17 protein-coding genes are annotated in these 24,163 nt (G+C 70.7%); 8 read left to right on the forward strand and 9 right to left on the reverse strand.

Going from position 1 to position 24,163, the window contains the following annotated elements; translation table 11 throughout:
• Positions 1-20: 20 nt before the first annotated feature.
• The 3 genes from J5V16_RS02150 to J5V16_RS02160 form a co-directional block, all read right to left on the reverse strand.
• Entirely contained in the window at positions 21-2,429 is a 2,409-nt protein-coding gene (locus tag J5V16_RS02150) for a RelA/SpoT family protein (protein ID WP_208494293.1), read from the reverse strand.
• Positions 2,430-2,494: 65 nt separating this feature from the next.
• Positions 2,495-3,418, reverse strand: coding sequence for a peptidylprolyl isomerase (locus J5V16_RS25320; protein ID WP_307792847.1), 924 nt, complete (start codon positions 3,416-3,418; stop codon positions 2,495-2,497).
• Positions 3,419-3,449: 31 nt separating this feature from the next.
• Positions 3,450-3,782: a hypothetical protein gene (locus J5V16_RS02160; RefSeq protein WP_208494294.1), complete on the reverse strand. Its 333-nt coding sequence runs from the start codon at positions 3,780-3,782 to the stop codon at positions 3,450-3,452.
• A gap of 163 nt (positions 3,783-3,945) precedes the next feature.
• On the opposite strand from J5V16_RS02160, the gene J5V16_RS02165 reads away from it, so the two are divergent.
• Both J5V16_RS02165 and hisS read left to right on the forward strand, forming a co-directional pair.
• Positions 3,946-4,620, forward strand: a complete 675-nt coding sequence (locus J5V16_RS02165) for an MBL fold metallo-hydrolase (RefSeq protein ID WP_243900577.1) — start codon at positions 3,946-3,948, stop codon at positions 4,618-4,620.
• 51 nt (positions 4,621-4,671) lie between these two features.
• On the forward strand, positions 4,672-6,000 hold the full coding sequence (gene hisS / locus J5V16_RS02170) for a histidine--tRNA ligase (RefSeq protein ID WP_208494296.1): 1,329 nt from the start codon (positions 4,672-4,674) through the stop codon (positions 5,998-6,000).
• Positions 6,001-6,044: 44 nt separating this feature from the next.
• Here the strand turns inward: hisS and J5V16_RS02175 are convergent, their stop codons facing one another.
• The 5 genes from J5V16_RS02175 to J5V16_RS02195 all read right to left on the reverse strand — a co-directional run bounded on the left by J5V16_RS02175 (position 6,045) and on the right by J5V16_RS02195 (position 11,035).
• Positions 6,045-6,707, reverse strand: coding sequence for a hypothetical protein (locus tag J5V16_RS02175; RefSeq protein WP_208494297.1), 663 nt, complete (start codon positions 6,705-6,707; stop codon positions 6,045-6,047).
• 123 nt (positions 6,708-6,830) lie between these two features.
• Positions 6,831-8,024, reverse strand: coding sequence for an NAD(P)/FAD-dependent oxidoreductase (locus J5V16_RS02180; protein WP_208494298.1), 1,194 nt, complete (start codon positions 8,022-8,024; stop codon positions 6,831-6,833).
• Between the two features lie 92 nt (positions 8,025-8,116).
• Entirely contained in the window at positions 8,117-9,064 is a 948-nt protein-coding gene (locus J5V16_RS02185) for an RNA polymerase sigma-70 factor (protein WP_208494299.1), read from the reverse strand.
• A gap of 61 nt (positions 9,065-9,125) precedes the next feature.
• Positions 9,126-9,899 carry a hypothetical protein gene (locus J5V16_RS02190; RefSeq protein WP_208494300.1) on the reverse strand — a complete coding sequence of 258 codons (774 nt, stop codon included), beginning with the start codon at positions 9,897-9,899 and terminating at the stop codon, positions 9,126-9,128.
• A gap of 164 nt (positions 9,900-10,063) precedes the next feature.
• A complete protein-coding gene (locus tag J5V16_RS02195; RefSeq protein WP_208494301.1) occupies positions 10,064-11,035 on the reverse strand; it encodes a hypothetical protein in 972 nt (323 codons plus the stop codon).
• Positions 11,036-11,396: 361 nt separating this feature from the next.
• Here J5V16_RS02195 and gltB point away from each other — a divergent pair, with 361 nt between their 5' ends.
• From gltB to J5V16_RS02225, 6 genes are all read left to right on the forward strand, one after another.
• Positions 11,397-15,908 carry a glutamate synthase large subunit gene (gltB, locus tag J5V16_RS02200; RefSeq protein WP_208494302.1) on the forward strand — a complete coding sequence of 1,504 codons (4,512 nt, stop codon included), beginning with the start codon at positions 11,397-11,399 and terminating at the stop codon, positions 15,906-15,908.
• Complete coding sequence (locus J5V16_RS02205) at positions 15,901-17,370, forward strand: glutamate synthase subunit beta (protein ID WP_208494303.1); 1,470 nt, start codon at positions 15,901-15,903, stop codon at positions 17,368-17,370. The genes gltB and J5V16_RS02205 overlap by 8 nt, the downstream gene beginning before the upstream one ends.
• Positions 17,371-17,516: 146 nt before the next feature.
• Positions 17,517-18,926 (forward strand): pyruvate kinase, encoded by a 1,410-nt coding sequence (gene pyk / locus J5V16_RS02210; protein WP_208494304.1) that lies wholly within the window; start codon positions 17,517-17,519, stop codon positions 18,924-18,926.
• A gap of 4 nt (positions 18,927-18,930) precedes the next feature.
• Complete coding sequence (locus J5V16_RS02215) at positions 18,931-19,839, forward strand: acyl-CoA thioesterase (RefSeq protein WP_208494305.1); 909 nt, start codon at positions 18,931-18,933, stop codon at positions 19,837-19,839.
• Between the two features lie 250 nt (positions 19,840-20,089).
• A complete protein-coding gene (locus J5V16_RS02220; RefSeq protein ID WP_208494306.1) occupies positions 20,090-22,330 on the forward strand; it encodes an acyltransferase family protein in 2,241 nt (746 codons plus the stop codon).
• 123 nt (positions 22,331-22,453) lie between these two features.
• Positions 22,454-23,632 (forward strand): sulfotransferase family protein, encoded by a 1,179-nt coding sequence (locus J5V16_RS02225; RefSeq protein WP_208494307.1) that lies wholly within the window; start codon positions 22,454-22,456, stop codon positions 23,630-23,632.
• On the opposite strand, the gene J5V16_RS02230 is transcribed toward J5V16_RS02225, so the two are convergent.
• Positions 23,629-24,135 carry a GNAT family N-acetyltransferase gene (locus tag J5V16_RS02230; RefSeq protein WP_208494308.1) on the reverse strand — a complete coding sequence of 169 codons (507 nt, stop codon included), beginning with the start codon at positions 24,133-24,135 and terminating at the stop codon, positions 23,629-23,631. The two genes, J5V16_RS02225 and J5V16_RS02230, sit on opposite strands and share 4 nt — an antisense overlap.
• Positions 24,136-24,163: the final 28 nt, after the last annotated feature.

Raw genomic sequence — 24,163 nt, forward strand, 5'->3', positions numbered from 1 at the left:
CGGCCGCCGTCGAGCCCCTTTCAGGAGCGCTCGGCGCCGGTGAGCCGGTACGCGTCGTACACGCCGTCGACCTTGCGGATCACCTTGATGATGTGATCCAGGTGCTCCGGGTTCGCCATTTCGAACGTGAAGCGCGACAACGCGACCCGGTCCCGGGTGGTGGTCACCGTGGCCGAGAGGATCGACACCCGCTCGCCCGAGAGCACCTGCGTCACGTCGGCGAGCAGCCGGTGGCGGTCCAGAGCTTCGACCTGCACGGTCGCGACGAACGTCGCCTGGTCGTCCTCATGGGACCAGTGCACCTCGAGCACCCGGTCGGGCTGCAGCTCGATGCGCTCCTCGGCGTTCTCGCAGTCCCTGCGGTGCACCGAGATCACGTGGTAGCGGGTGGCGAAACCGATGATCGCGTCGCCCGGGATCGGGTTGCAGCAGTGGGCGAGGCGCACCGGCATCTCGCCCTCCTCCATGCCCGCCACGGTGACGGCGGCGTGGATGTCGCCGTGCGCCTCCGGCACGATCCGGGCCGGCTGGGTCGGCGCGGTGGCCTCGGCCATGTCCTCGGCGGCGCCCTCGGCCCCGCCCTGGACGTCCAGGAGCCGCTGCACGACCTGCGTGGGCGAGACGTGGTGCTCGCCCAGGGCCGCGTACAGCGCCTCGACGTCCTTGAGGTTGAGGTCCTTCGCGAGCGACGTCAGGTTGTCGTGGGTGAGCATGCGCTGCAGCGGGAGCCGGCGCTTGCGCATGGCCCGCGTCAGTTCGTCCTTGCCCAGCTCGATCGCCTCTTCGCGGCGCTCGCGCTTGAAGTGCTGCTTGATCTTGGTGCGCGCGCGCGGGCTCTTGACGAAGCCCAGCCAGTCCTCGCTGGGGGAGGCGTTCTCCGAGTTCGAGGTGAACACCTCGACCACGTCGCCGTTCGACAGCGTCGACTCCAGCGGCACGATCTTGCCGTTGACCTGCGCGCCGATGCAGCGGTTGCCGACCTCGGTGTGCACGGCGTACGCGAAGTCGACCGGGGTCGAGCCCGCCGGGAGGGCGACCACGTCGCCCTTCGGCGTGAACACGTACGCCTCGGAGGAGGCCAGGTCGAACCGCAGCGCGTCCAGGAACTCCGACGGGTCGGCGGCCTCGCGCTGCCAGTCGAGCAGCTGGCGCAGCCACGCCATGTCGTCGATGTGCGCCGGGGGACCGGCCACAGTGGAGTTCTTGGTCTCCTTGTACTTCCAGTGCGCGGCGATGCCGTACTCGGCGGTGCGGTGCATCGCCCACGTGCGGATCTGGATCTCGACGGGCTTGCCGTTCGGTCCGATCACCGTGGTGTGCAGCGACTGGTACATGTTGAACTTCGGCATCGCGATGTAGTCCTTGAAGCGCCCCGGCACCGGCTGCCAGTTCGCGTGGATCACACCGAGGGCCGCGTAGCAGTCCCGCTCGCTCTCGACCAGGATGCGCAGGCCCACCAGGTCGTAGATGTCGTTGAAGTCGCGGCCGCGCACGATCATCTTCTGGTAGATCGAGTACAGGTGCTTCGGGCGGCCCGACACCTCGGCCTTGATGCGCGAGTTCTTCAAGTGGTCCTTGACCTGCGCGATGACCTGCTGCAGCAGCATCTCCCGCTGCGGCGAGTGCTCCGAGACCAGGCGCGCGATCTCCGAGTAGCGCTTCTTGTAGAGCGTCGCGAACGAGAGGTCCTCGAGCTCCCACTTGATGGTGTTCATGCCCAGGCGGTGGGCGAGCGGGGCCAGGATCTCCAGCGTCTCGCGGGCCTTCTGCTCCTGCTTCTCGGGCGGCAGGAACGTCAGTGTCCGCATGTTGTGGAGGCGGTCGGCGAGCTTGATGACGAGCACCCGAGGGTCCTTGGCCATCGCCACGACCATCTTGCGGATCGTCTCGGCCTTCGCCGCGTCGCCGAGCTTCACCTTGTCGAGCTTGGTGACGCCGTCGACGAGCAGCGCGACCTCGCCGCCGAACTCGCCCGAGAGCTCCTCGAGCGTGTAGTCGGTGTCCTCGACCGTGTCGTGCAGCAGCGCGGCCACGAGCGTGTTCGTGTCCATGCCCAGCTCGGCCAGGATCGAGGCGACCGCGAGCGGGTGCGTGATGTACGGGTCGCCGGACTTGCGGAACTGCCCGTTGTGCAGTTCCTCGGCCCGCGTGTACGCCTGCTGGAGCAGCCGCACGTCGACGCGCGGGTGCGCGGCCCGGTGGGCGGCCACCAGCGGCTCCAGGACCTCCGGGAGCTGCGAGGACTGCCAGGGCGCGTTGAAGCGCGCCAGGCGGGCCCGCATGCGCCTACCGGTGGGGGGCCCGATGGGGCCTCCCGAGGTGGGCGCGGCGTCTGCGGACTTGCCGGACGCGGCTCGCTCGGTCACCACGCACGCCTCCTCGGTGTCGGCACGGGACGGCTTCGCAAATGGTCGACGAAGCCTCGACATCCATCCTAACCGCGAGGGGTCGTGTGATCCCCCACCGATGCCCGGAGGAGGGGCGGCCTCACGTGCTACATGCCCGCGGGGGCCACCTGCATGGCCCCGGCCGCGGCCACCTGCTCGACGATGTCGAGGCCGGCGGTCACCTGGCCCAGGATCGTGTAGTCGGCCGGCAGCTGCGTGTCCTTGTACACGATGAAGAACTGGCTGCCCGTGGTGCCCGGGCCGGCGTTCGCCATCGCGATGGTCCCGGCCGGGTAGTTGCCCGCGGCCTCGACCGGCAGGTTCTCCTCGCCGTACGAGTAGCCCGGGGAGCCCGCCCCCGCCATCTCGGGGGTGCCGGCCTCGATCGCGGCGCGCGCGTCCGGGTCGCCGCACTGGAGGACCCAGATGCCGTCGATGACCAGGCGGTGGCACTGCTGGCCGTCGAAGTAGCCGTCCTTGGCGAGGTGCGTGAACGAGCCGGCGGTGCACGGGGCGCCCGCGGTGTCGATCGTCGCGGTGATCGTGCCCAGGTTGGTCACGATCGTCATCTCCTGCTTGCCCGCGGCGGGCTCGGTGGCCGCCGGGGTCGGGCTCGTGCCGTCCGCGGAGGTGTACATGCAGTCCTCCGACGCCGAGGCGTCCGGAGTGCTCATCTGGACGCACTCGAGGTACACGTCCTGGGCGGGCTGGCCGTCCGTGACGCCCTCGGTGGCGGTGCCCACGGCGCCCTCGCCGCTCGGCTCGACGCCGTCGCAGCGGGTCGAGGCGGCCTTGGCCTCCTCCACGAGCGCGGCGAGGTCGCCGCTGACGCCGCTGCCGCCCTTGTCGCCGCCGTCCTTGCCGACGTTCACGCCGATCACGATCGCGGCGGCGACCAGGACGAGGGCGCCGCCCACGGCGCCGACGATCCAGCCGTTCTTGCGCCGGTGCTGCTCACGTTCGGCCTTGGCGGCCATCCGCTCCTGCAGCTGCTGCCGGGCGGCCAGGCGCTGGGCTTGTTTCGACGCCACCGTCGATCTCCTTCGTCGCGCGTTGGGGTACTTACTCGGTCGTTTCGGAGGGGGACTCGGAAGGGGCTTCAGAGGTCTCGGCGGTCGGGTCGGCCGTCGCGTTCGGGTCCACCGAGGCGCTGGGGTCGAGCGGGGCGGTCTCGGTGACCTCCGCGGTGGGGGTCTCCTCGGCCGCGGGCTCCTCGTCCTCGAAGAACCCCGACTGCCACAGGTAGGCGAGGGTCAGCACCGCGGCGATCGCGAGGAGTCCGCCGAGCGCCTGAAGCTGCCGGCGGCGGCGCAGCTTGCCCGCGAGGCGCGCGTTCTTCTTCGCGTTCGCGATGCGCTGCTTGCGCTGCTCCATGTGCTTGGACTTGGCGGGCACCTGGCCTCCTACGTATGACCGGTCTCGGCGGTGCCTGCGAACCGTTACGTACGCACACCGCCCGTTTCAGGGGTTACGAGTTCCGCAGTTTAGCCGGGACAAGTCAGACGCGTCACCGCAGGATGCCCGGTGTATCCTGACCCGGCGAAGGGAGGGGGAGCGGTTGCTCATCGAGACGCTGGTGGCGGATGCGTTCGGCACGAACTGCTACGTGCTGTCGGCCGGTCCCGGATCCGAGTGCGTGGTCGTGGACCCCGGCATCGGCATCGCGCCCCGCCTGGAGGACGTCCTCGCCGAGCGCGGCCTCAAACCCGTCGCCGTGGTCCTCACCCACGGGCACCTCGACCACACCTTCTCCGTCACCCCGGTGTGCGGCGCGAGCGACATCCCCGCGTACATCCACACCGACGACCGGCACCTCCTCGCCGACCCGGCCCTGGGCTTCAGCGCGAACATGATGTCGCTCGTGGGCACCGGCCTCGAGTGGACCGAACCGGACGACGTGCAGGCGCTCGCCGACGGCGGCGTCTTCGAGCTCGCCGGGATGCGCTTCACCGTCGACCACGCCCCCGGGCACACCGCCGGCTCGGCCATGTTCCACACCGCCGACGCCGAAGGCCTCTACACGATCACCGGCGACGTGCTCTTCCGCGGCGCGATCGGCCGCACCGACCTGCCCGGCGGCAGCGACGCGGCCATGCAGGACACCTTGCGCGACAAGGTCCTCCCGCTCGACGACGCCACCATCGTCCTGCCCGGGCACGGCCCCAGCACCACCATCGCGGCCGAGCGCGCCCGCAACCCGTACCTCAAGCGCGCGGCGCAGCGCGCCCATTAGCCGCGCCCGCCGCGCCGCCCTTTTCTCATCGAACAACGCTAGGAGACCGCCATGTCACGACCCCAGCCGCTCTCGGGGTTCCCCGAACTGCTGCCCCGGCAGCGGATCGTCGAGCAGCAGGTCGTCGACCACCTCCGCCGCGCCTTCGAGCTCCACGGCTTCGCGAACCTCCAGACCCGCGCCGTCGAGCCCATGGACCAGCTCCTGCGCAAGGGCGAGACGTCCAAAGAGGTCTACGTGCTGCGCCGCCTCCAGGCCGACCCGGCCGAGGCCGCCGGCGACGACGCGCTCGGCCTTCACTTCGACCTGACCGTCCCCTTCGCGCGCTACGTGCTCGAGAACGCCGGGAAGCTCAACTTCCCGTTCCGCCGCTACCAGATCCAGCCGGTCTGGCGCGGCGAGCGCCCGCAGAGCGGCCGCTACCGCGAGTTCTGGCAGGCCGACATCGACATCGTGGACGCCGGTGAACTGCCCGCGCACTACGAGGTCGAGGTCGCGCTGGTCGTGGCGGACGCCCTGCGCGGCCTGCCGATCCCGAAGCTGCGTATGCACGTCAACAACCGCAAGCTCTCCCAGGGCTTCTACCAGGGCATCGGCATCGGTGACAACGAAGAGGCGCTGCGCATCATCGACAAGCTCGACAAGATCGGGCACGACGCCGTCGCGAAGCTCCTCATCGACACGGTCGACGCGACCCCTGAGCAGGCCGAGGCCTGCCTCAAGCTCGCCTCGATCAGCGCCGAGGACGCCTCGTTCGTGGAGGAGATCCGCGCGCTCGGCGTCAGCGACCCGCTCCTCGAAGAGGGCCTGAGCGAACTGTCCGCCGTGGTCGCCGCCGTGGCCGAGGAGGCCCCCGGTTTCGTCGTGGCGGACATGAAGATCGCCCGCGGGCTCGACTACTACACCGGCACGGTCTACGAGGTCTTCATCGAAGGCCAGGAGCACCTGGGCTCGGTCTGCTCGGGCGGCCGCTACGACAAGCTCGCCTCCGACGGCAAGAACACCTACCCGGGTGTCGGCCTCTCGATCGGCGTCTCGCGACTCCTCGTTCCGCTCCTCCAGTCTGGCGCCCTGGACGCCACCCGCGAGGTCCCGACCTGCGTCCTCGTCGCCCTCGCCAACGAGGATGAGCGCCCCGCCGCCAACGCCCTCGCCCAGCGCCTGCGCAAGCGCGGCATCCCGGTCCAGGTCTCGCCCTCGGCCGCGAAGTTCGGCAAGCAGATCAAGTTCGCCGACAAGCGCGGCATCCCCTTCGTCCTCTTCACCAACGACGAGGGCACCCAGATCAAGGACATCCGCTCCGGCGACCAGGAAACCGTCGACCTCGACATCTGGAACCCCCCGGCCGAAGACCTCAACCCCCGCATCATCGCCGAATAGCAGAGGAGCGGGCGCCCGATGGGCGCCCGCCTCGCAAAACCTCGTCAGTCAATGATGTCCGCGACCGTCGGCGCGCTCGGGGAGCGCTTCACCCAGAGCTGCATCTTCGCGGGATCCTGGCACGACTCGATCTTCCGGCGTTGATTCTCGGTGATCGTGAGCCCGCGCGCCTCGATGAATCCGAGCAGCGCTTCGGCCTTGCCTTCGATCTTGCCCCGGGCCTCACCTCGGGCTTCGCGGTCGGCCAAGAGCTTGCTCTGGTACGGGTAGGTCTCTTGCTGCATCAAGGCCTCCAGGCGGGCTGAGCACCTGCATCCGGAAGTCGCTCCCGGGTTGACCGGTCTCGATCGGTTCGGCCGCCCAGGCCGCCACCGCAGGGCTCGGCAGACCACGATCAGCACCACCGGTGCGTTGATCCGGTGGCGGAGGTTCACTTGGTATGCGGGCCAGGAGAACAGCTTGCGCTTGTCCTTCTCGCGCTGGACTTCGATGATGATTCCGAGCTGGTGGCGCTTGCCTGCACGGCAGAGCACCACGTTGTCGGCGTTCAGGTCGCGTACCTCGACATCGGTCAACGACTCGGAGTAGGGCACGACTTCGCCGTATTCGGGAATGGGGAGGCCGAGGATCTCGCCTGCGAGTTCGACGGCGAACCCGGGTTTCGTTCGACAGAGCTTCAATGGAGTGTCGTGGACGTTCGTGGTCACACGATCGAGGCTACGAATCGCCCAGACGGGGGCCAAACGCGTAACCTTTGTCATTTTCTCGTTAGAGACAGGGTTCACCTCCGCCGCGGAGCATGCGCGGCGGAGGTGAAGTCCGTTGCGCCACTAGGCAAGGGCCTTCATTGCGTCTCCGTCGGTGGTGGCGGTCTTGGTGACGTGCTTGCGGCGGGTGGGGAGGCCGAAGGTGGGGTTGGCTACGCCCCAGGCGGCGCCTTTGCAGATGAACTCCTTGTAGCGGGCGGCGAAGCGGCCGCGGAGGGTGGCGTTGCGGGCCTGGTCGTCTTCGGTGACGTACTGGATGAGGCCGTCGGTACGGCCGAGCGAGATGCACTGGTTGAAGTAGCCGATGCTCGCTTCGGGGACCGTGCCGCCGGTGAGACGGGCGACGATGGCGTCGGCGGCGGCCTGGGCCATGGGAATGCCCGAGGCGCACGACATGCGCAGGGGCTTGCCGTTCTTGCCCATGGCGAAGCCGGCGTCGCCGACGGCGTAGACGTCGGGGTGCGAGACCGAGCGCATGGTCCGGTCGAGGACGATCTGGCCGGTGCCGGTGACCTCGAGGGTCGTGGCGGCGGCGAGGGGGTGGACGGCGAAGCCGGCGGTCCAGATCGTCACGGCCGCAGGGATGTCGCCGGTCGCGGTGATGATGCGGTCGGCTTCGACGCGTTCGACGGCGGCGTGCTCGTGGACGGTGATGCCGAGCCGGTCGGCGACCTTCCGCAGGTGCTCGCGGCCCTTGGGCGAGAGCCAGTCGCCGAGGCCGCCGCGGACCGCGAAGTGGACGTCGAGGTCGGGGCGGGTCTCTGCCAGCTCGGTCACGGCCTCGACGCCGGTCAGGCCGCCGCCGACGACCGTGACGGCCCGCCCGGCGTCGAGCCGTGCGAGGCGGTCGCGCAGGCGCAGTGCGCCCGGGCGGCTGGCGATCTCGTAGGCGTGCTCGGCAGTCCCGGCGACGCCCTGGGCGTTCCAGCCGCTGCCGAGCGCGTAGACGAGCGTGTCGTACTCGAGTTCGCCGGCCCCGTCGGCGTCGAGGGCGGCCACCGTCTTCCGGTCGGCGTCCACGGCGGTGACCTGAGCGAGGCGGAACCCCACGCCGGTGCCGGCGAACATCTCCGAGAAGGGCCGCGGCGTGAGGTCCTGCCCGGCCGCGAGCTGGTGCATCCGGACGCGCTCGACGAAGTCGGGCTCGGCGTTGACGAGCGTGATCGCGACGTCCTCGGGACTGAGCCGGCGGGCGAGGCGGCCCGCGGCGAACGCACCGGTGTAGCCGGCGCCGAGGACAACGATGCGGTGCTTCATGGTCGTGCTCCTGTCTGGTTCGGGTTCGCCACTTGAACCGGGCGGCCCCGCGATCCCTGACAGGTCTTGAGTATGAAGCGGGTCACATCACGTTAGAAGGCGGTGACCACGAGCGGTTCGCCGTGGTCGATCGCCGCCCACTGCGCGTTCGCGCGTTCGAGCTTGTCCGGGTTGACCTGGCTGCGGAACGCGACGATGCCGTCCTCGCCCACCTCCAGGCACATGACGCCGATGACGCGGCCGTCGAGGACCGCGACCGCCGCCGGCTCGCCGTTGGCGGTCCACGCGTAGACCTCCGGCGAACCGCCCACGATGTTGCGCTTGGCCTGGGCGGGCCGGAACAGGCCCCACAGGAACTTCGCGACCGCCGCCGCGCCCTGGTACGGCTTGGCGCGGGCCGGGACGTTCCCGCCGCCGTCGCCGAAGGCCCTCGCGTCCTCGGTTAGCAGCTGCACCAGCGGCGCGACCGAACCGCCGGTGGCCGCGGCCAGGAACTCCTCGACGATGCGGCGCGCGTCCGCCTCGTCGATCTCCTTGCGCGGCTTGCCGTCCGCGAGGTGCTTCTTGGCGCGGTGCAGGATCTGCTGGCTCGACGCCTCCGAGATGTCGAGGAACTCCGCGATCTGGCGGTGCGGATAGTCGAAGGCCTCGCGCAGCACGTACACGCCGCGCTCGACCGGCGTCAGCCGCTCCATGAGCGTGAGCATCGCGAAGGACACCGACTCGCGCTGCTCGGCCGTGTCGGCCGGCCCGAGCATCGGGTCGCCTCCGAACACCGGCTCCGGCAGCCATTCGCCCACATAGGTCTCGCGCCGGGCGCGCGCCGACGTGAGCTGGTTGAGGCACAGGTTCGTGAGCACCTTCGTCAGCCACGCCTCCGGCACCTCGATGCGCTCCCGGTCGGCCGCCTGCCAGCGCAGGAAGACCTCCTGGACGGCGTCCTCGGCCTCGCTCGCCGAACCGAGCATGCGGTAGGCGATGGCCTCCAGGCGGGGCCTGGAGGCCTCGAAGCGGTCGAGCTCGGTGAGGGTGACGGGCATGGACCCGATGGTAGCCCGCGAACGGACCGCCGTCCCGGGTCCCGATGCGGCCCTGGGCTTCCTACACTTCCCTCACGCAGTAGATCGCGGTGATCGAATCGAGCTCGGGGTCCCAGTCGCGGCCCGCCGCGATCGCCGTGTCCGTGTAGTAGTAGTTCGTGTTGTCGGTGCCCTCGCAGGCATTGGCGGCCGCCACCGAGTGCGCCGCGTCCGCGGGCTCGGGGTCCTCAGGGGACTGCACGACCTTGAGCACCTCCCAGTAGGCGAGGTCCGACTCGCAGTCGACCACGTAAAATCCCTCCGGGTTGTTCTCGATGCACTCGCCTTCGGCCGGGACGCGGTACACCGATTCGGCCTCGCTGGTCGCCTCGTCGCTCGGCTCGGCCTCGGTCGTCTCCTCGGCCGCCTCGCTGGTCTCCTCGGCGGCGGCGCTGGTGGTCTCCGGGTCCGGGTCGTCGTCCCCGCCCATGTTGAGGGCCAGGACGATCCCGCCGCCGATGACGGCGATGACGACCGCGACGAGGGTGATGATGAGCGGGGTGTTCGAGTTCCCGCGCGGCGGCGGGGGCGCGGCCTGGCCGGGCTGGAAGGCCCCGCCGGGCGGACCGACCGGCGGCTGCGTGTACCCGCCGGTCTGCGCGTACGCCGGGCCGGGCGAGTAGGGCTGGCCGGGCGGGGCGCTGCCGGGGTGGCTCGGGGCGGCCGGGTACATGCCGGGGCCGTACGGGTCCGGGCGGGAGTACGGGTCCGCGTCGGTGGTGTAGTGCTGCGGGGCGGGCGAGGGCTGGCCGTATCCCTGGTTGGGGTCGTACGGGTTCGGCGGGGGATAGGTCATGGGGTTCTCCGTCGCGTGGCCGGGCTCAAGGGGCGTTGGGATGCGCTTGGGTTCCATCATATTGCGCGCGGGCGACGGGCGCTTCTCACGAACCTCGGCCGCCGCTGCCGCCCCACGCGAAAGGGCCGCCCCGGCAACGGGACGGCCCTTCCACCGCGTTCAGATCAAGCGTTGTCGCTCCTGCAGTAAGCGAGGTAGACGAGCCCGTCGCCGCCGGTGACCGGAGACGCGTAGTACTCCGAGTTCGGGCAGCCGCCCACCGCGGTCATCGAGTCGAACGAGAGCTCGTCGACCGGCGGGTCGTAGGTCTCGACATCATCGACGACGTAGAGGGCCAGCGGGTTCGTGCAGTCGAAGGTCCGCAGGCTGTCGTCGGTGCAGGAACCGGTGTCGGGCGTGACCGGGCGGCCGCCGTCGGCGTCCTCCTTGTCGATGGCCTCGACGCAGTAGAGGTAGTCCACCGGGCCGCCCGTCCCCGAGATCTCCTCGGTGTAGACGTACTGGAACGACTTCCACAGCTCGCCCGGGGTCCAGCCCATGTACTCCTGGCCGCAGACCGAGGCCGCGATCGACGGGTCGGTCAACTGGCCCGAGTAGTCGACCTCGGCGCCCGAGTCGTCGGAGACCTGGGTGATCGTCCAGTACGCGGTCGGGTCTTCGCAGGGCACGACCAGCTCGGCGTCGGCGCTGGCGGCGGCGTCGGACATGCAGTCGCCGACCGCGGCCGCCTCGGCGGCGTCCATCTCCTCGTCGGAGAGGGTGGTGTCGGTGCCGGTGCTGTCCGAGTCGTTCCCGGAGTCGTTGGCGAAGGCCCGGACGATGACGATGATGACGCCGATGACCAGCACGCCGACGCCGCCGAGGATCTTGGCGACCAGGCCGCCGCCGCCACCGCCGGAGGTCGGGGGCATGGGCGGCGGGGCGCCGTAGGGGCTCCCGCCGGGCTGGGGCGGATAGCCGGGCTGCTGGGGGGCTCCGTAGCCGGGCTGCTGCGGTGCGCCGTAACCGGGCTGGGACGGCTGGCCGTAGGGCTGCTGCTGCGGCGGCGGCTGGGGGGCGAACCCGCCCGGCTGCTGCGGCGGGTAGCCCGGCTGCTGCGGCTGCTGTCCGTAGCCAGGGGGCGGGGGATAGGTCATTGGTGCATTGCTCCTTGCGAACGTACTGTGGTTGGGGGTGTACCGGCACGGGGGATGGGCACCGCGCGAGAAACGTGGGTTCACTCTAACCAGCGGCCGCCACCGCTCAACGCCGCCCGCCCCATCCGTGCGAACGCGTTACACGGCCATTACGAGGCAGTTGCGCCGCGGTCGTCGCACGCGTGAGAAAAACCGCTCCACCTGCTCGGATCGTAGGACGATGGTGTCCATCAGATGAGCGATGCATTACACTCGTCTGACACTTTGCATTCTCTCGGGCCGACGTCGTCCCGTATGAAACACCGTAGTGCTCCGCGCCCCCACCTGCTGCTGGAGCCCTCGACGACGAAGGAGGCCACGGTTGCGTTCTGCCCTGAACTCAGAGCCCGGTCTTTACCGCCCCGCTTGGGAACACGACGCCTGCGGCGTCGCCTTCGTTGCGGACATGCAAGGCCGGGCGGCACATGATGTCATCGAGCACGGACTCTCCGCGCTCGTGCGCATGGAGCACCGCGGCGCCACCGCCCCCGACCCCGATTCGGGCGACGGCGCGGGCATCATGCTGCAGATCCCCGACGCCTACTACCGCGACACGGTCGAATTCAGCCTCCCTGAGGCCGGGCACTACGCCGCCGGCCTGGTCTTCACCCCCGAAGACGACGACGCGACCGCGCGCGCCCGCGCGATCGTCGAGAAGTACGCCCTCGTCGAAGGCTGTACCGTCCTCGGCTGGCGCGACGTGCCCACCGACCCGTCCGGCCTCGGCGCCGCCGCCCTGGCCTCCAAGCCCCGGGTCTCCCAGGTCTTCCTCGCCGCCGAAGGCGCCACCGCGGCCGGCCTCGAACTCGACCGTCTCGCCTACGCCGTGCGCAAGCAGGCCGAGCGCGAGATGCGCGAGCGCCACCTCGACGGCGCCGCGATCGTGGGCCTGTCCTCGCGCACCATCGTGTACAAGGGCATGCTCACCCCCGCGCAGGTCCCGCAGTTCTACCCCGAGCTGGCCGACGAGCGCCTCAAGAGCGCCATCGCCCTCGTCCACTCCCGGTTCTCCACGAACACGTTCCCGTCGTGGCCGCTCGCCCACCCGTTCCGGATGGTCGCGCACAACGGCGAGATCAACACCATCCGCGGCAACCGCAACTGGATGACCGCCCGCCAGGCCGAGCTCGCCACCGAGCACCTGCCCGGCCGCCTGCGCCGCCTCTTCCCGATCAATACCCCGGGCGGCTCGGACTCGCTGAACTTCGACGAGGTCGTCGAGCTGCTGCACCTGGGCGGGCGCAGCCTGCCCCACGCGATGCTCATGATGATGCCGGAGGCCTGGGAGCACAACGCGACCATGGACCCCAAGCGCCGCGACTTCTACCGCTACCACGCGTCCATCATGGAACCTTGGGACGGCCCCGCCGCGGTGTGCTTCACCGACGGCGTGCAGATCGGCGCGGTCCTCGACCGCAACGGCCTGCGTCCGGCGCGCTGGTGGCGGACCACCGACGACCTGGTCGTGCTCGCCTCCGAGTCCGGCGTGGTCGACATCGAGCCCTCGAAGGTCGCCCAGAAGGGCCGCCTGGAGCCGGGCCGCATGTTCCTCGTGGACACCGGGGCCGGCCGCATCCTCGACGACGAGGAGGTGAAGGACGCGCTCGCGAAGGAGCACCCGTACGGGGACTGGCTCCACGCCGGGCTCATCCGCCTCGAGGAGCTGCCCGACCGCGAGCCGGTCGGCTGGGACGCCGAGTCCCTGCGCCGCCGCCAGCTCACCTTCGGCTACACCGACGAGGAGCTGCGGCTCATCCTGGCGCCCATGGCCGCCAAGGGCGAGGAGCCGCTGGTCTCGATGGGCTCGGACACGCCCATCGCGGGCCTCTCGAAGCGCCCGAAGCTCCTGTTCGACTACTTCACGCAGCTGTTCGCGCAGGTCACGAACCCGCCGCTGGACGCGATCCGCGAGAAGCTCGTCACCGCGCTCGGCACCACGGTCGGCCCCGAGGGCAACCTGCTCGAGCCCGGCCCGCACTCGTGCCGCCAGATCGAGCTCGCGCGCCCGATCCTGTCGGACGAGGAGCTCGCGAAGATCCTCCACATCGACGACGACGGCGACATGCCGGGCTTCAAGGCCGTGCGCGTCTCCGGCGTCTACAAGGCCCGCCACGGCTCGCGCGGCCTCAAGGACCGCCTGGTCGAGATCTGCCGCCACGTCTCCGAGGCGATCGAGGACGGGGTGCGCATCCTCGTGCTCTCCGACCGCGACTCGACCGCGGACCTCGCGCCGATCCCGTCGCTCCTGCTCACCGCCGCGGTGCACCAGCACCTCGTGCGCGAGCAGACCCGCACGAAGGTCGCGCTCCTGGTCGAGACCGGCGACTGCCGGACCGTGCACCACGCCGCGGTCCTGCTCGGCTACGGCGCGGCCGCGATCAACCCGTACCTGGCGTTCGACTCGATCGAGGAGCTGTGCGGGCAGGGCGTCGTCGACGCCGAGCCCGCCCAGGCGGTCGAGAACTACATCAAGGGCCTGTGCAACGGCGTGCTCAAGGTGATGTCGAAGATCGGCATCTCCACGGTCGCCTCGTACACGGGCGCGCAGATCTTCGAGGCCGTGGGCCTCGACGCGGACTTCGTCGACCGGTACTTCACCGGCACGGACTCCTCGATCGGCGGCATCGGCCTGCAGACCCTCGCCAAGGAGGTCGCCGAACGCCACCGCGCCGCCTACGAGCGCAAGATCGAGACCTCGGAGCCGCTGCCCCCGGGCGGCGACTTCCAGTGGCGCCGCGAAGGCGAAGTGCACCTGTTCAACCCCGAGACGGTGTTCCTGCTGCAGCACGCCACCCGCTCGGGCCAGTACGAGGTGTTCAAGCGCTACACCGAGAAGGTCAACTCGATCGCGGCCGACTCGGGACTCCTGCGCGGCATGCTCGGCTTCGACGACAGCCGCGAGGCGGTGCCGCTCGACGAGGTCGAGTCCGTCGAGTCGATCGTCAAGCGTTTCCACACCGGCGCGATGTCGTACGGCGCGCTCTCGGCGGAGTCGCACGAGACGCTGGCGATCGCCATGAACCGCCTCGGCGGCCGCTCGAACTCCGGTGAAGGCGGCGAAGCCGTCGACCGGCTGTACGACCCGCTGCGACGCAGCGCGATCAAGCAGGTCGCCTCGGGCCGCTTCGGCGTGACCTCCGAGTACCTGGCCACCGCCGACGCCATCCAGATCAAGATGGCGCAGGGCGCGAAGCCCGGCGAGGGCGGCCAGCTGCCCGGTTACAAGGTGTACCCGTGGATCGCCGACACCCGGAACGCCACGCCCGGCGTGGGCCTCATCAGCCCGCCCCCGCACCACGACATCTACTCGATCGAGGACCTGGCGCAGCTCATCCACGACCTCAAGCACGCCGGCGGCGGCGACGCCGAGGTCCACGTGAAGCTCGTCTCGGAGACCGGCGTCGGCACCGTCGCCGCGGGCGTCTCCAAGGCCAAGGCCGACACGATCCTCATCTCCGGCTACGACGGCGGCACCGGCGCCTCCCCGGCGAACTCGATCAAGCACGCGGGCACCCCGTGGGAGATCGGCCTCGCCGAGGCCCAGCAGACCCTGATCCGCAACGGCCTGCGCGACCGCGTGAAGCTCGAAGTGGACGGCGCCATGAAGACCGGCCGCGACGTGATCGTCGCCGCGCTGCTCGGCGCCGAGGGCTTCGGGTTCGCGACGGCCCCGCTCGTCGTGACCGGCTGCGTCATGATGCGCGTCTGCCACCTCGACACCTGCCCGGTCGGCGTCGCCACGCAGGACCCGCGCCTGCGCGAGCGCTACACGGGCGAGCCGGAGTTCGTGGAGAACTTCTTCCGCTACATCGCCGAAGAGGTCCGCGAGCTCCTCGCCGAGCTCGGCTACCGGTCCCTCGAAGAGGCGATCGGCGAGGTCGAGCGCCTGCAGCAGATCCCCGGCCCCGGCCGCAAGGCCGCCCGCGTGGACCTGTCGAAGGTCATCGCCGCCCCGGTCGAGGGCCCGCGCACGCAGGCCACCGTCCAGGACCACGGCGTGGAGTCGACCCTCGGCGCCCGCATCGTCGAGATCGCCCGCCCCGCCATCGAGCAGGGCGAGCGGGTCACCGCCGAGCTGGAGATCCGCAACACCGACCGCTCGGTCGGCGCGCTCCTGGGCGCCGCGGTCTCCCGCGCTCGCCGCGAGGGCCTGACCGAGGACACCGTGAACCTCACGTTCCGCGGCACCGCCGGGCAGTCGTTCGGCGCGTTCCTCACCCGGGGCGCGAGCTTCAAGCTCGTGGGCGACGCCAACGACTACGTCGGCAAGGGCCTCTCGGGCGGCCGCCTCGTGCTCACCCCCGACGCGGGGGCGCCGTTCAAGGCCGAGGAGAACGTCATCGCCGGCAACACGCTCCTGTACGGGGCGACCTCCGGCGAGGTGTTCATCCGCGGCAAGGTCGGCGAGCGCTTCGCGGTCCGCAACTCCGGTGCGGTCGCCGTCGTCGAAGGCGTGGGCGACCACGGCTGCGAGTACATGACCGGCGGCACCGTCCTCGTCCTCGGCCCGACCGGCCGCAACTTCGCGGCCGGCATGTCCGGCGGCGTCGCCTACGTGTGGCGCCTGGACGAGTCCCGCACCAACACCGCGATGTCGGACCTCGACCCGCTGTCGGCCTCCGACATCGACCTGGTCCACTCGCTGCTGCTGCGCCACGGCCGGGCCACCGGTTCGACGGTCGCGGCGGACCTGCTGGCCGAGTGGCCGCGGGCCGCGAGCGGCTTCACGAAGGTCATCCCCCGCGAGTACAAGGCCGTCCTCGCCCGTCAAGCCATTGACACGATCACGACCCGCACGCTCGTCCTGACCGAGAAGGAGGCCGCCAATGCCTGACCCGAGCGGATTCCTCGAGCACGGCCGCGCGGTGCCGAAGAAGCGCCCCGTGCCGGTGCGCATCCTCGACAACCGCGAGGTGTACACCCGCACCACCAAGGAACTGGTGACGGCGCAGGCCTCGCGTTGCATGGACTGCGGCATCCCGTTCTGCCACAACGGCTGCCCGCTGGGCAACCGGATCCCCGAGTGGAACGACCTGGCCCGCACGGGCCGCTGGGGCGCAGCGATCGAGCAGCTGCACGCGACGAACAACTTCCCGGAGTTCACCGGGCGGCTGTGCCCGGCGCCGTGCGAGGCGGCCTGCGTGCTGGGCATCGGGGACGACCCGGTGACCATCAAGAACATCGAGGTCGAGATCATCGACCGCGCGTTCGACGACGCGAACGTGCGGCCGCAGCCGGCCGCGTCCTCCAGCGGCAAGTCCGTCGCGGTGGTCGGCTCCGGCCCGGCCGGCCTGGCCGCCGCCCAGCAGCTGGCCCGCGCGGGCCACGCGGTGACGGTGTACGAGCGCGACGACGCCCCCGGCGGCCTGCTGCGCTACGGCATCCCCGACTTCAAGCTGGAGAAGCACCAGATCGACCGCCGCGTCGAGCAGATGCGCGCCGAGGGCGTCGAGTTCGCGTGCAATGTGAACGTCGGCGTCGACATCACCGCCGAGGACCTGCGCGAGCGCCACGACGCGGTCATCCTGGCCGTCGGCGCCCTCGAGGGCCGCGAGACGGAGCAGCCGGGCCGCGAGCTCGCCGGCATCCACCAGGCGATGGAGCATCTGGTGGGCGCCAACCAGGTCGTGGCGGGCAAGGCCCCGTTCGCGCCGATCGACGCCAAGGGCAAGCACGTCGTCATCATCGGCGGCGGCGACACCGGCGCGGACTGCCTGGGCGTGGCCCACCGGCAGGGCGCGGCCTCGGTGCGCCAGCTCGACCTGTACCCGACGCCGCCGGAGCTGCGGGACGCGGGCAAGGACCCGTGGCCGACCTGGCCGGTCATCGTGCGCAACTACCCGGCGCACGAGGAGGGCGGTGAGCGCAACTACGCGTCCGCGGCCGCCGAGTTCATCGGCGACGAGCACGGGCACGTGCGCCAGATGCGCTTCAGCGAGGTCCGGGTCGACAAGTCCCAGGGCCGCCGCGACATCCTCCCCGTCGAGGGCACGGAGCAGATCGTGCCGGCCGACCTCGTCCTGCTCGCGATCGGCTTCGCGGGCACCGAGGACCAGCCGCTGCTGCGCCAGTTCGGCATCGAGCGCAACCGCCGCAACGTGATCGACTGCGGCGAGGACTGGCAGACGGACGCGCCCGGCGTGTTCGTCGCGGGCGACGCCCACCGTGGAGCGTCGCTCATCGTGTGGGCGATCGCCGAAGGGCGCGCCGCCGCGGCGGCCGCGCACAAGTTCCTCGGCGGCCAGACGGCGCTCCCGGCGCCGGTCGAATCGAACGCACAGGCGCTCATCGCATAAGTGCGATAGGCGGAATCGAGCGCAGTGAATACTTCTCTGCGCTCAATTCCGCCTATCGCTCTTTTGCATTCCGGCACCGGTGAATTCCACCTCTCAACTGCGGAGACCCTGCGAGTGCGAGTAGGCGTCCGATATAAGCTCGCAGGGTGACTCGTAGAGCAAAAATCGTCTGCACCATCGGGCCTGCCACCGCCACGCCCGAGCGCATGGCCGGCCTGATCGACGCCGGCATGAACGTCGCCCGCATGAACTTCTCCCACGGCGCCCAGTCCGACCACGAGGCCGTCTACCAGATGGTCCGCGAGGCCGCCGAGGCCGCCGGGAAGCCCGTCGCCATCCTGGCCGACATGCAGGGCCCCAAGATCCGCCTGGGCACCTTCGCCAACGGCGTCGAGCAGTGGGACGCCGGCGACCGCATCAAGATCACCTCCGACGACGTCGAGGGCACCCACGACCGCGTCTCGTGCACCTACAAGAAGCTGCCGGCCGAGGTCTCCAAGGGCGACCGCCTCCTGGTGGACGACGGCAAGCTGGCGCTCGAGGTCCTCAGCGCCGACGACACCGACGTCGAGTGCCTGGTCGTCGAGGGCGGCCCGGTCTCGAACAACAAGGGCCTGTCGCTGCCGAACGTGAACATCTCCGTGCCGGCGCTGTCCGAGAAGGACATCTCCGACATGAAGTTCGCGCTGAACCTCGGCGTGGACCTCATCGCGATGTCGTTCGTGCGCAGCCCCGACGACGTCCGCTTGGGCCACAAGGTGATGGACGAGGTCGGCGTGCGCCGCCCGATCATCGCCAAGGTCGAGAAGCCCGAGGCCGTCGCGCGCCTCGAAGAGGTCGTGCGTGCCTTCGACGGCGTCATGGTCGCCCGCGGCGACCTGGGCGTCGAGATGCCGCTCGACGAGGTCCCGATCGTCCAGAAGGAGATCGTGCGCCTCTGCCGCGAGAACGCCAAGCCCGTCATCGTGGCCACCCAGATGCTCGACTCGATGATCGAGAACGCCCGGCCCACCCGCGCCGAGGTCTCCGACGTCGCCAACGCCGTCCTCGACGGCACCGACGCCGTGATGCTCTCCGGCGAGACCTCGGTCGGCAAGTACCCGATCGGGACCGTGCGCACCATGGCCAAGATCGTGGAGACCACCGAGACCGGCCCGATCGCCCTGCGCGAGCTGCTGCACGACCCGCGCACCAAGTCCGGCGCGGTGACCCACGCGGCCGCCGAGATCGCCGACGCGATCGGCGCGAAGGCCCTCGTGGCGTTCACCCAGACCGGCGACACCGTCAAGCGCCTCGCCCGCCTGAAGCCGAACCGCCCGATCTACGGCCTGACCCCGATCGAGAGCGTCCGCAACCAGATGGCGCTCTCCTGGGGCACCGACTCCTACCTGGTCGAGCACGTGGACCACACCGACGCGATGTTCAAGCTGGTCGACCAGACCCTGCAGGAGCACCACCTCGCGCAGCCGGGCGACCTCGTGGTCATCGTGGCCGGCACCCCCGCGGGGACCCCGGGCTCGACGAACACCGTCCGGGTCCACCAGATCGGTTCCTGATTCCTTGAACACCAACGGGCGTGAAGTCCTCGTAGGGCAGGACGCCGTGGACTCGCTCCTCGGCGTCCTCGACCTCGAGGAGATCGACAAGGGCCTCTACCGGGGCCCGCGTGCCGAAGGCGCCCACCAGCGCGTCTTCGGCGGCCAGGTGGCCGGGCAGGCGCTCGTCGCCGCCGGGCGGACCGTTCCGGCCGACCGCCGGGTCCACTCGCTGCACGGCTACTTCGTGCGCCCCGGCGACTCGACGAAGCCGATCGTCTACCAGGTCGAGGACATCCGCGACGGCCGCTCGTTCTCCGTGCGCCGCACGGTGGCCCTGCAGGGTGGGCAGACGATCTTCTTCATGTCCGCCTCGTTCCACACCGGCGAGCGCGGCCTGGAGCACTCCGACCCGGCCCCTGAGGGCCTGGCCCGGCCCGAGGACATCGCGCCGCTCGGCGAGCAGCTGAAGGCGCACCCGGACCGGCTCGGGATCTGGGCGCGCGTGCCGCGCCCGATCGACGTGCGCTACGCGGGCGGCGGCTCGGGCTTCTCGGCCTCGGGCGAGCGGCCGGCGCAGGAGCACCAGCGGGTGTGGATGAAGGCCGACGGGCGGCTCCCGGACGACCCGCTCATCCACGTGTGCGTGCTCACGTACGCCTCGGACCTGACGCTGCTGGACTCGGTCCTGTCCCGCCACGGCGAGGTGTGGGGCCCCGGCGGCTACCTCGGGACGAGCCTCGACCACGCGCTGTGGTTCCACCGGCCGTTCCGCTTCGACGACTGGATCCTCTACGACTCGATGTCGCCGACCGCCGCCGACGGCCGCGGCCTGGCCCAGGGCCGGTTCTTCGACGAGCGCGGCGTGCACCTGGCCTCGGCCACGCAGGAGGGCCTGCTGCGCCGGACCCCCGAACCGCCGGGCGTCCCGTAAGGGCTCTGAACGAGTGACGCCGAGGGCGCATCCGGTCCCACGGGTGCGCCCTCGCCGCGTCCCGGGCGGCGAGCACGCTCTGTTACGTGGTGATTGAGTGATATATCACCGCATTAGAGGGGGTAGATCCCATTCACCGGGCAATGTTATGGTCTGCACTCGTCCCCGGTAAGACCCCCGACCCCCAGTCCGCCCAGCCTTGCCCGGCTGGGAGTCCGATGCCCGGTGAACCGTTCGGAGACCGAGATCCATGCGTCTGACCAACGCACCAGAACCGGCGAAGACGTCCATTGACGCCGCCGCCCGCATAGCACCGAAGCGGGACCCCGAGACCCTCGCGATCAAGCGGAGAGCTCGGGTCGACCAGCAGACCGAATCGCCGGCCAGTGCGCGCCCCAGCCACTGGCGGCCCGACATCGAAGGCCTCCGGGCCCTCGCCGTGGGCGCCGTCATCGCCGCCCACATCGGCTTCCCTTACATGGCAGGGGGATTCGTCGGCGTCGACGTCTTCTTCGTCATCTCCGGCTTCCTCATCACCTCGCTGCTCCTGCGCGAGATCGACAAGACCGGCACCGTCTCGATCGCGGGCTTCTACGCCCGCCGCGCCGTGCGGCTCCTCCCCGCCGCCGCCACGGTCCTGCTCGCAACGCTCTGGGCGGCCTGGCTCTGGCTGCCGCGCACCAGGCTCGGCGAGATCGCCGCCGACGCGGCCGCCGCCGCGCTCAACATCATCAACCTCCGCCTGGCGCAAGAAGGCACGGACTACCTCAACGCCGAGGTCCCGCCGTCCCCGTTGCAGCACTTCTGGTCCCTCGCGGTCGAAGAGCAGTTCTACATCGTCTGGCCGCTCGTCCTCCTCGCGATCGCGTTCCTGGGGACCAAATTCGGCCGCCCCGGAAAATTCACCGCGGCACGCCACCGCAACCGAGGACCGGGACGCACCCTCGCCATCACCGCGTTCCTCGTGATCGCAGGAGGCGTCTCGTTCTGGATGAGCGCCGCCTGGACCGCCGGCGACCCCGTCTGGTCCTACTTCGGCATCCACACGCGCGCATGGGAACTCGCCGTCGGCGCACTCATCGCCGTCGCCGCCGGCGGCATCCGCGCCCACGCCCCGAAATGGGCCGCCGCGCTCGCCTCCTGGGCCGGACTCGCGCTCATCACCGCCTCCGTGTTCATCCTCGACGAGCACACCGTCTTCCCCGGCACCGCGGCCCTGCTGCCCGTCGCCGGCTGCGCGCTCGTCATCGCCGCCGGCTGCGCCCCGCACCGCTTCGGCGCCCAGAGCCTCCTCGGGATCCGCCCGGCCCAGTTCGTCGGCAAGATCTCCTACGGCCTCTACCTCTGGCACTGGCCGCTCATCATGATCGGCCCCGCCGTCATGGGCCTCGAAGAGGTGCGCCTGCGCCACTACCTGCTGCTCATGGCCGTGGCGTTCCTGCTCACGATCGCCACGTTCTACCTCGTCGAGAACCCGATCCGCACCAAGCGGCCGCTCGTGCAGGTGCCCTCCCGGGCCCTCGCCATGGGCGGCGGGCTCATCACCGCCATGCTCGCGGTCTCGCTCCTGATGGTGCAGCAGCCCATGCCCGCCGAGGAGAACGGCGAAGCCGCCGAGATCACCGGCGACGACTCCACCGTCTGGGAGATGATCGGCGAATCCTCCGATGTGGAATCGGTGCCCGCCAACATCACCCCGTCGCTCGACGACGCCGGCACCGACGAGCCCGCGCTCTACGCCGACGGCTGCGTCTCCGGCCGCGAAGGCACCGACCTCGCCGAGAACTGCGTGTTCGGCGACCCCGAAGGCTCCAAGACCATCGTCCTGTTCGGCGACTCCCACGCCGCCCAGTGGTTCCCCGCCTTCAACCAGCTCGCCGAGGCCTCCGGCTGGCAGCTCCTGCCCTTCGCCAAGGCCAACTGCAGCGTCTCCGTCGCCATCGAGCACGACAACCAGCTCGGCCGCCGCTACACCGAATGCGAAGAGTGGAAGGAGAAGGCCTTCGCCGAGATCGAGCGGATCGAACCCGACGTCGTCGTCACCTCCGCCTACGACAACAAGGAGATCCTCGCCGACGACCCCGACGCCGCCTGGGCCGACGGCTGGGCCGAGAGCCTCGACCGCCTCGACGACGCCGCGGACGAGGTCTACTACCTCGCCGACTCCGCCAACCCGCCCGGCGACACCCCCGCGTGCCTCGCCGAGCACACCGACAACGTCACCGCCTGCGTCGTCGACGTCGAACAGGCCACCACCCGGCCCGAACGCCGCGCCCTCGCCATCGAGACCATCGAAGCCGAGACCGACGCCACCGTCGTCGACCCCATCCCGTGGATGTGCGACATGGAGAACGACACCTGCCCCGTCGTCGTCGGCAACCTCCTCGTCTACCGGGACGCCAACCACCTGTCGCCGCGCTTCGTCGCCGAACTCACCCCCCAAGTGGCCGCGGCGATCCCGCTCGAGGCCCAGCACGCCGACGCCCGATAGCCCGGACACACTCCGCGCCCTGAGGTGGGCCCGCCGTCCTACCCGACGGTAGGCTCACCTCAGCTCCGCCGGGCCCGATCCCCAAGCGGCGCATCGTAACCGGCATACGAGGAGTGGCACACGATGAAACCCGTCTCGCCCTGGCTGAAAGCCGTCAACACGGTCCTCACCCCCGCCATCGCGGGACGCCGCAAGAAGGTCGACCGGCTCCTCGACCGCGCCGTCCGCGAAGCCGAGGACCGCACCGGCTCCACCGCCCACGGCGAAGAGGCCTTCATCGAGGACATGCGCGTCCTCCTCGCCGGCTACGCCGACATCCACGGCCTCACCCTCACCGGCTGGGTCGCCGTCCAGCACGAGATCGCCGACCGCCTCGAGAACCGCCTCCGCATCCGCAAACTCCACGCCCTCAACCCCGAGATCGCCGACGAGCCCATCAGCCGCCCCATCGTCATCACCGGCGCCCCCCGCACCGGCACCACCATGCTCCAGCGCCTCCTCGCCGTCCCCGCGACCCACCGCTCCCCGCTCATGCACGAACTCATGCACGCCGACCTCGAAGGCGGCGACCACCTCCGCCGCGCCGAACGCGCCACCGACTTCCTCGCCAAAGCCCTCCCCGCCTTCGGCGCCGTCTACGACATGCACCCGCAGCAGCCCGACGCCGACGTCTGGGTCCTCCCGCACGGCGTCGGCCACCTCGTGCGCGCCCAGCCCCCCGGCTACGTCCAGTGGATGCTCGAACGCGACTACACCGCCGACTACCGCTACCTCAAGCAGACCCTCCAAGTCCTCCAGCACGGCCGCCCCCGCCGCCGCTGGGTCATCCGCGCCGCCGCCCACCTGTGGAACCTCGGCGCCCTCGTCAAAACCTTCCCCGACGCCCAGATCCTCTGGACCCACCGCGAACCCGCCGAAGCCCTCGCCTCGCTCTGCTCCATGACCGAGACCGCCTCCGGCATGAACACCAGCGAACTCGACCCCCGCGAGATCGGGCGCACCTGGCTGGGGCTCTTCGCGACCGGCCTCGACCGCGCCCGCGCCGCCCGCGCCCGCATGCCCGCCTACGCCGTCGTCGACGTCCCCTACCGCGACCTCACCGACCACGCCCGCGAACGCCTCCCGCAGCTCTTCGAACACCTCGGGGCCCCTTGGGGCCGAACCGAAGCGGACGCGCTCGAAACGGCGCTCGCCAACCGCCCCACCGACCACAAGTACGACCTGGCCCGGTACGGCCTCACCGAGAGCGAGGTCGACCGGGCGCTGGCCGACTACAGGCGGGCGTTCGGCGAGCTCCTCTAAAGGTCGAGCCGGAAGCCCCACAGCAGCACCTCGGGCAGCGGGTACCAGTCGAGCTCCGGCGCGCGCTCGAAACCGAGGCGGGCGTAGAGGCGGTGCGCGGTCGTCATGGCCTGCTGCGAGCACAGCACGACCCGCTTCGTGCCCTCCTCGGTGCGGGCGCGCTCGACGCACGCGACGGCGAGGGCCGAGCCGACGCCGCGTCCCTGCGCGCCGGGGTCGACGGCGAGCATCCGGATCTCGGCCTCGCCCGGGCCCGCCAGCTGCGCCATGGTGCTCCCGTGGAACGCGAGGGTCACTCCGCCCAGGATCGCGCCCGTGTCGCCGTCCACGGCGACGAGAACGGTCGCGGAGGCGGCCCGGAGCGCGACGTCGCGCAGGTTCGGCGCGTACGGGTCGTCGAGGCCGCCGAGGAGCAGCCCGTCTTCGAGATAGGAGCGGATCGAGACCTCGCCGAGCGCGTCGTGTTCGGCGGGGGAGATGGGGCGGATCTGGAAGCTGGTCACGACAAGATTCTGCCTCGCGGGGGCGACA

This window comes from Glycomyces niveus (genome assembly GCF_017592475.1).
In the GTDB taxonomy this organism is placed as follows: domain Bacteria; phylum Actinomycetota; class Actinomycetes; order Mycobacteriales; family Micromonosporaceae; genus Glycomyces; species Glycomyces niveus.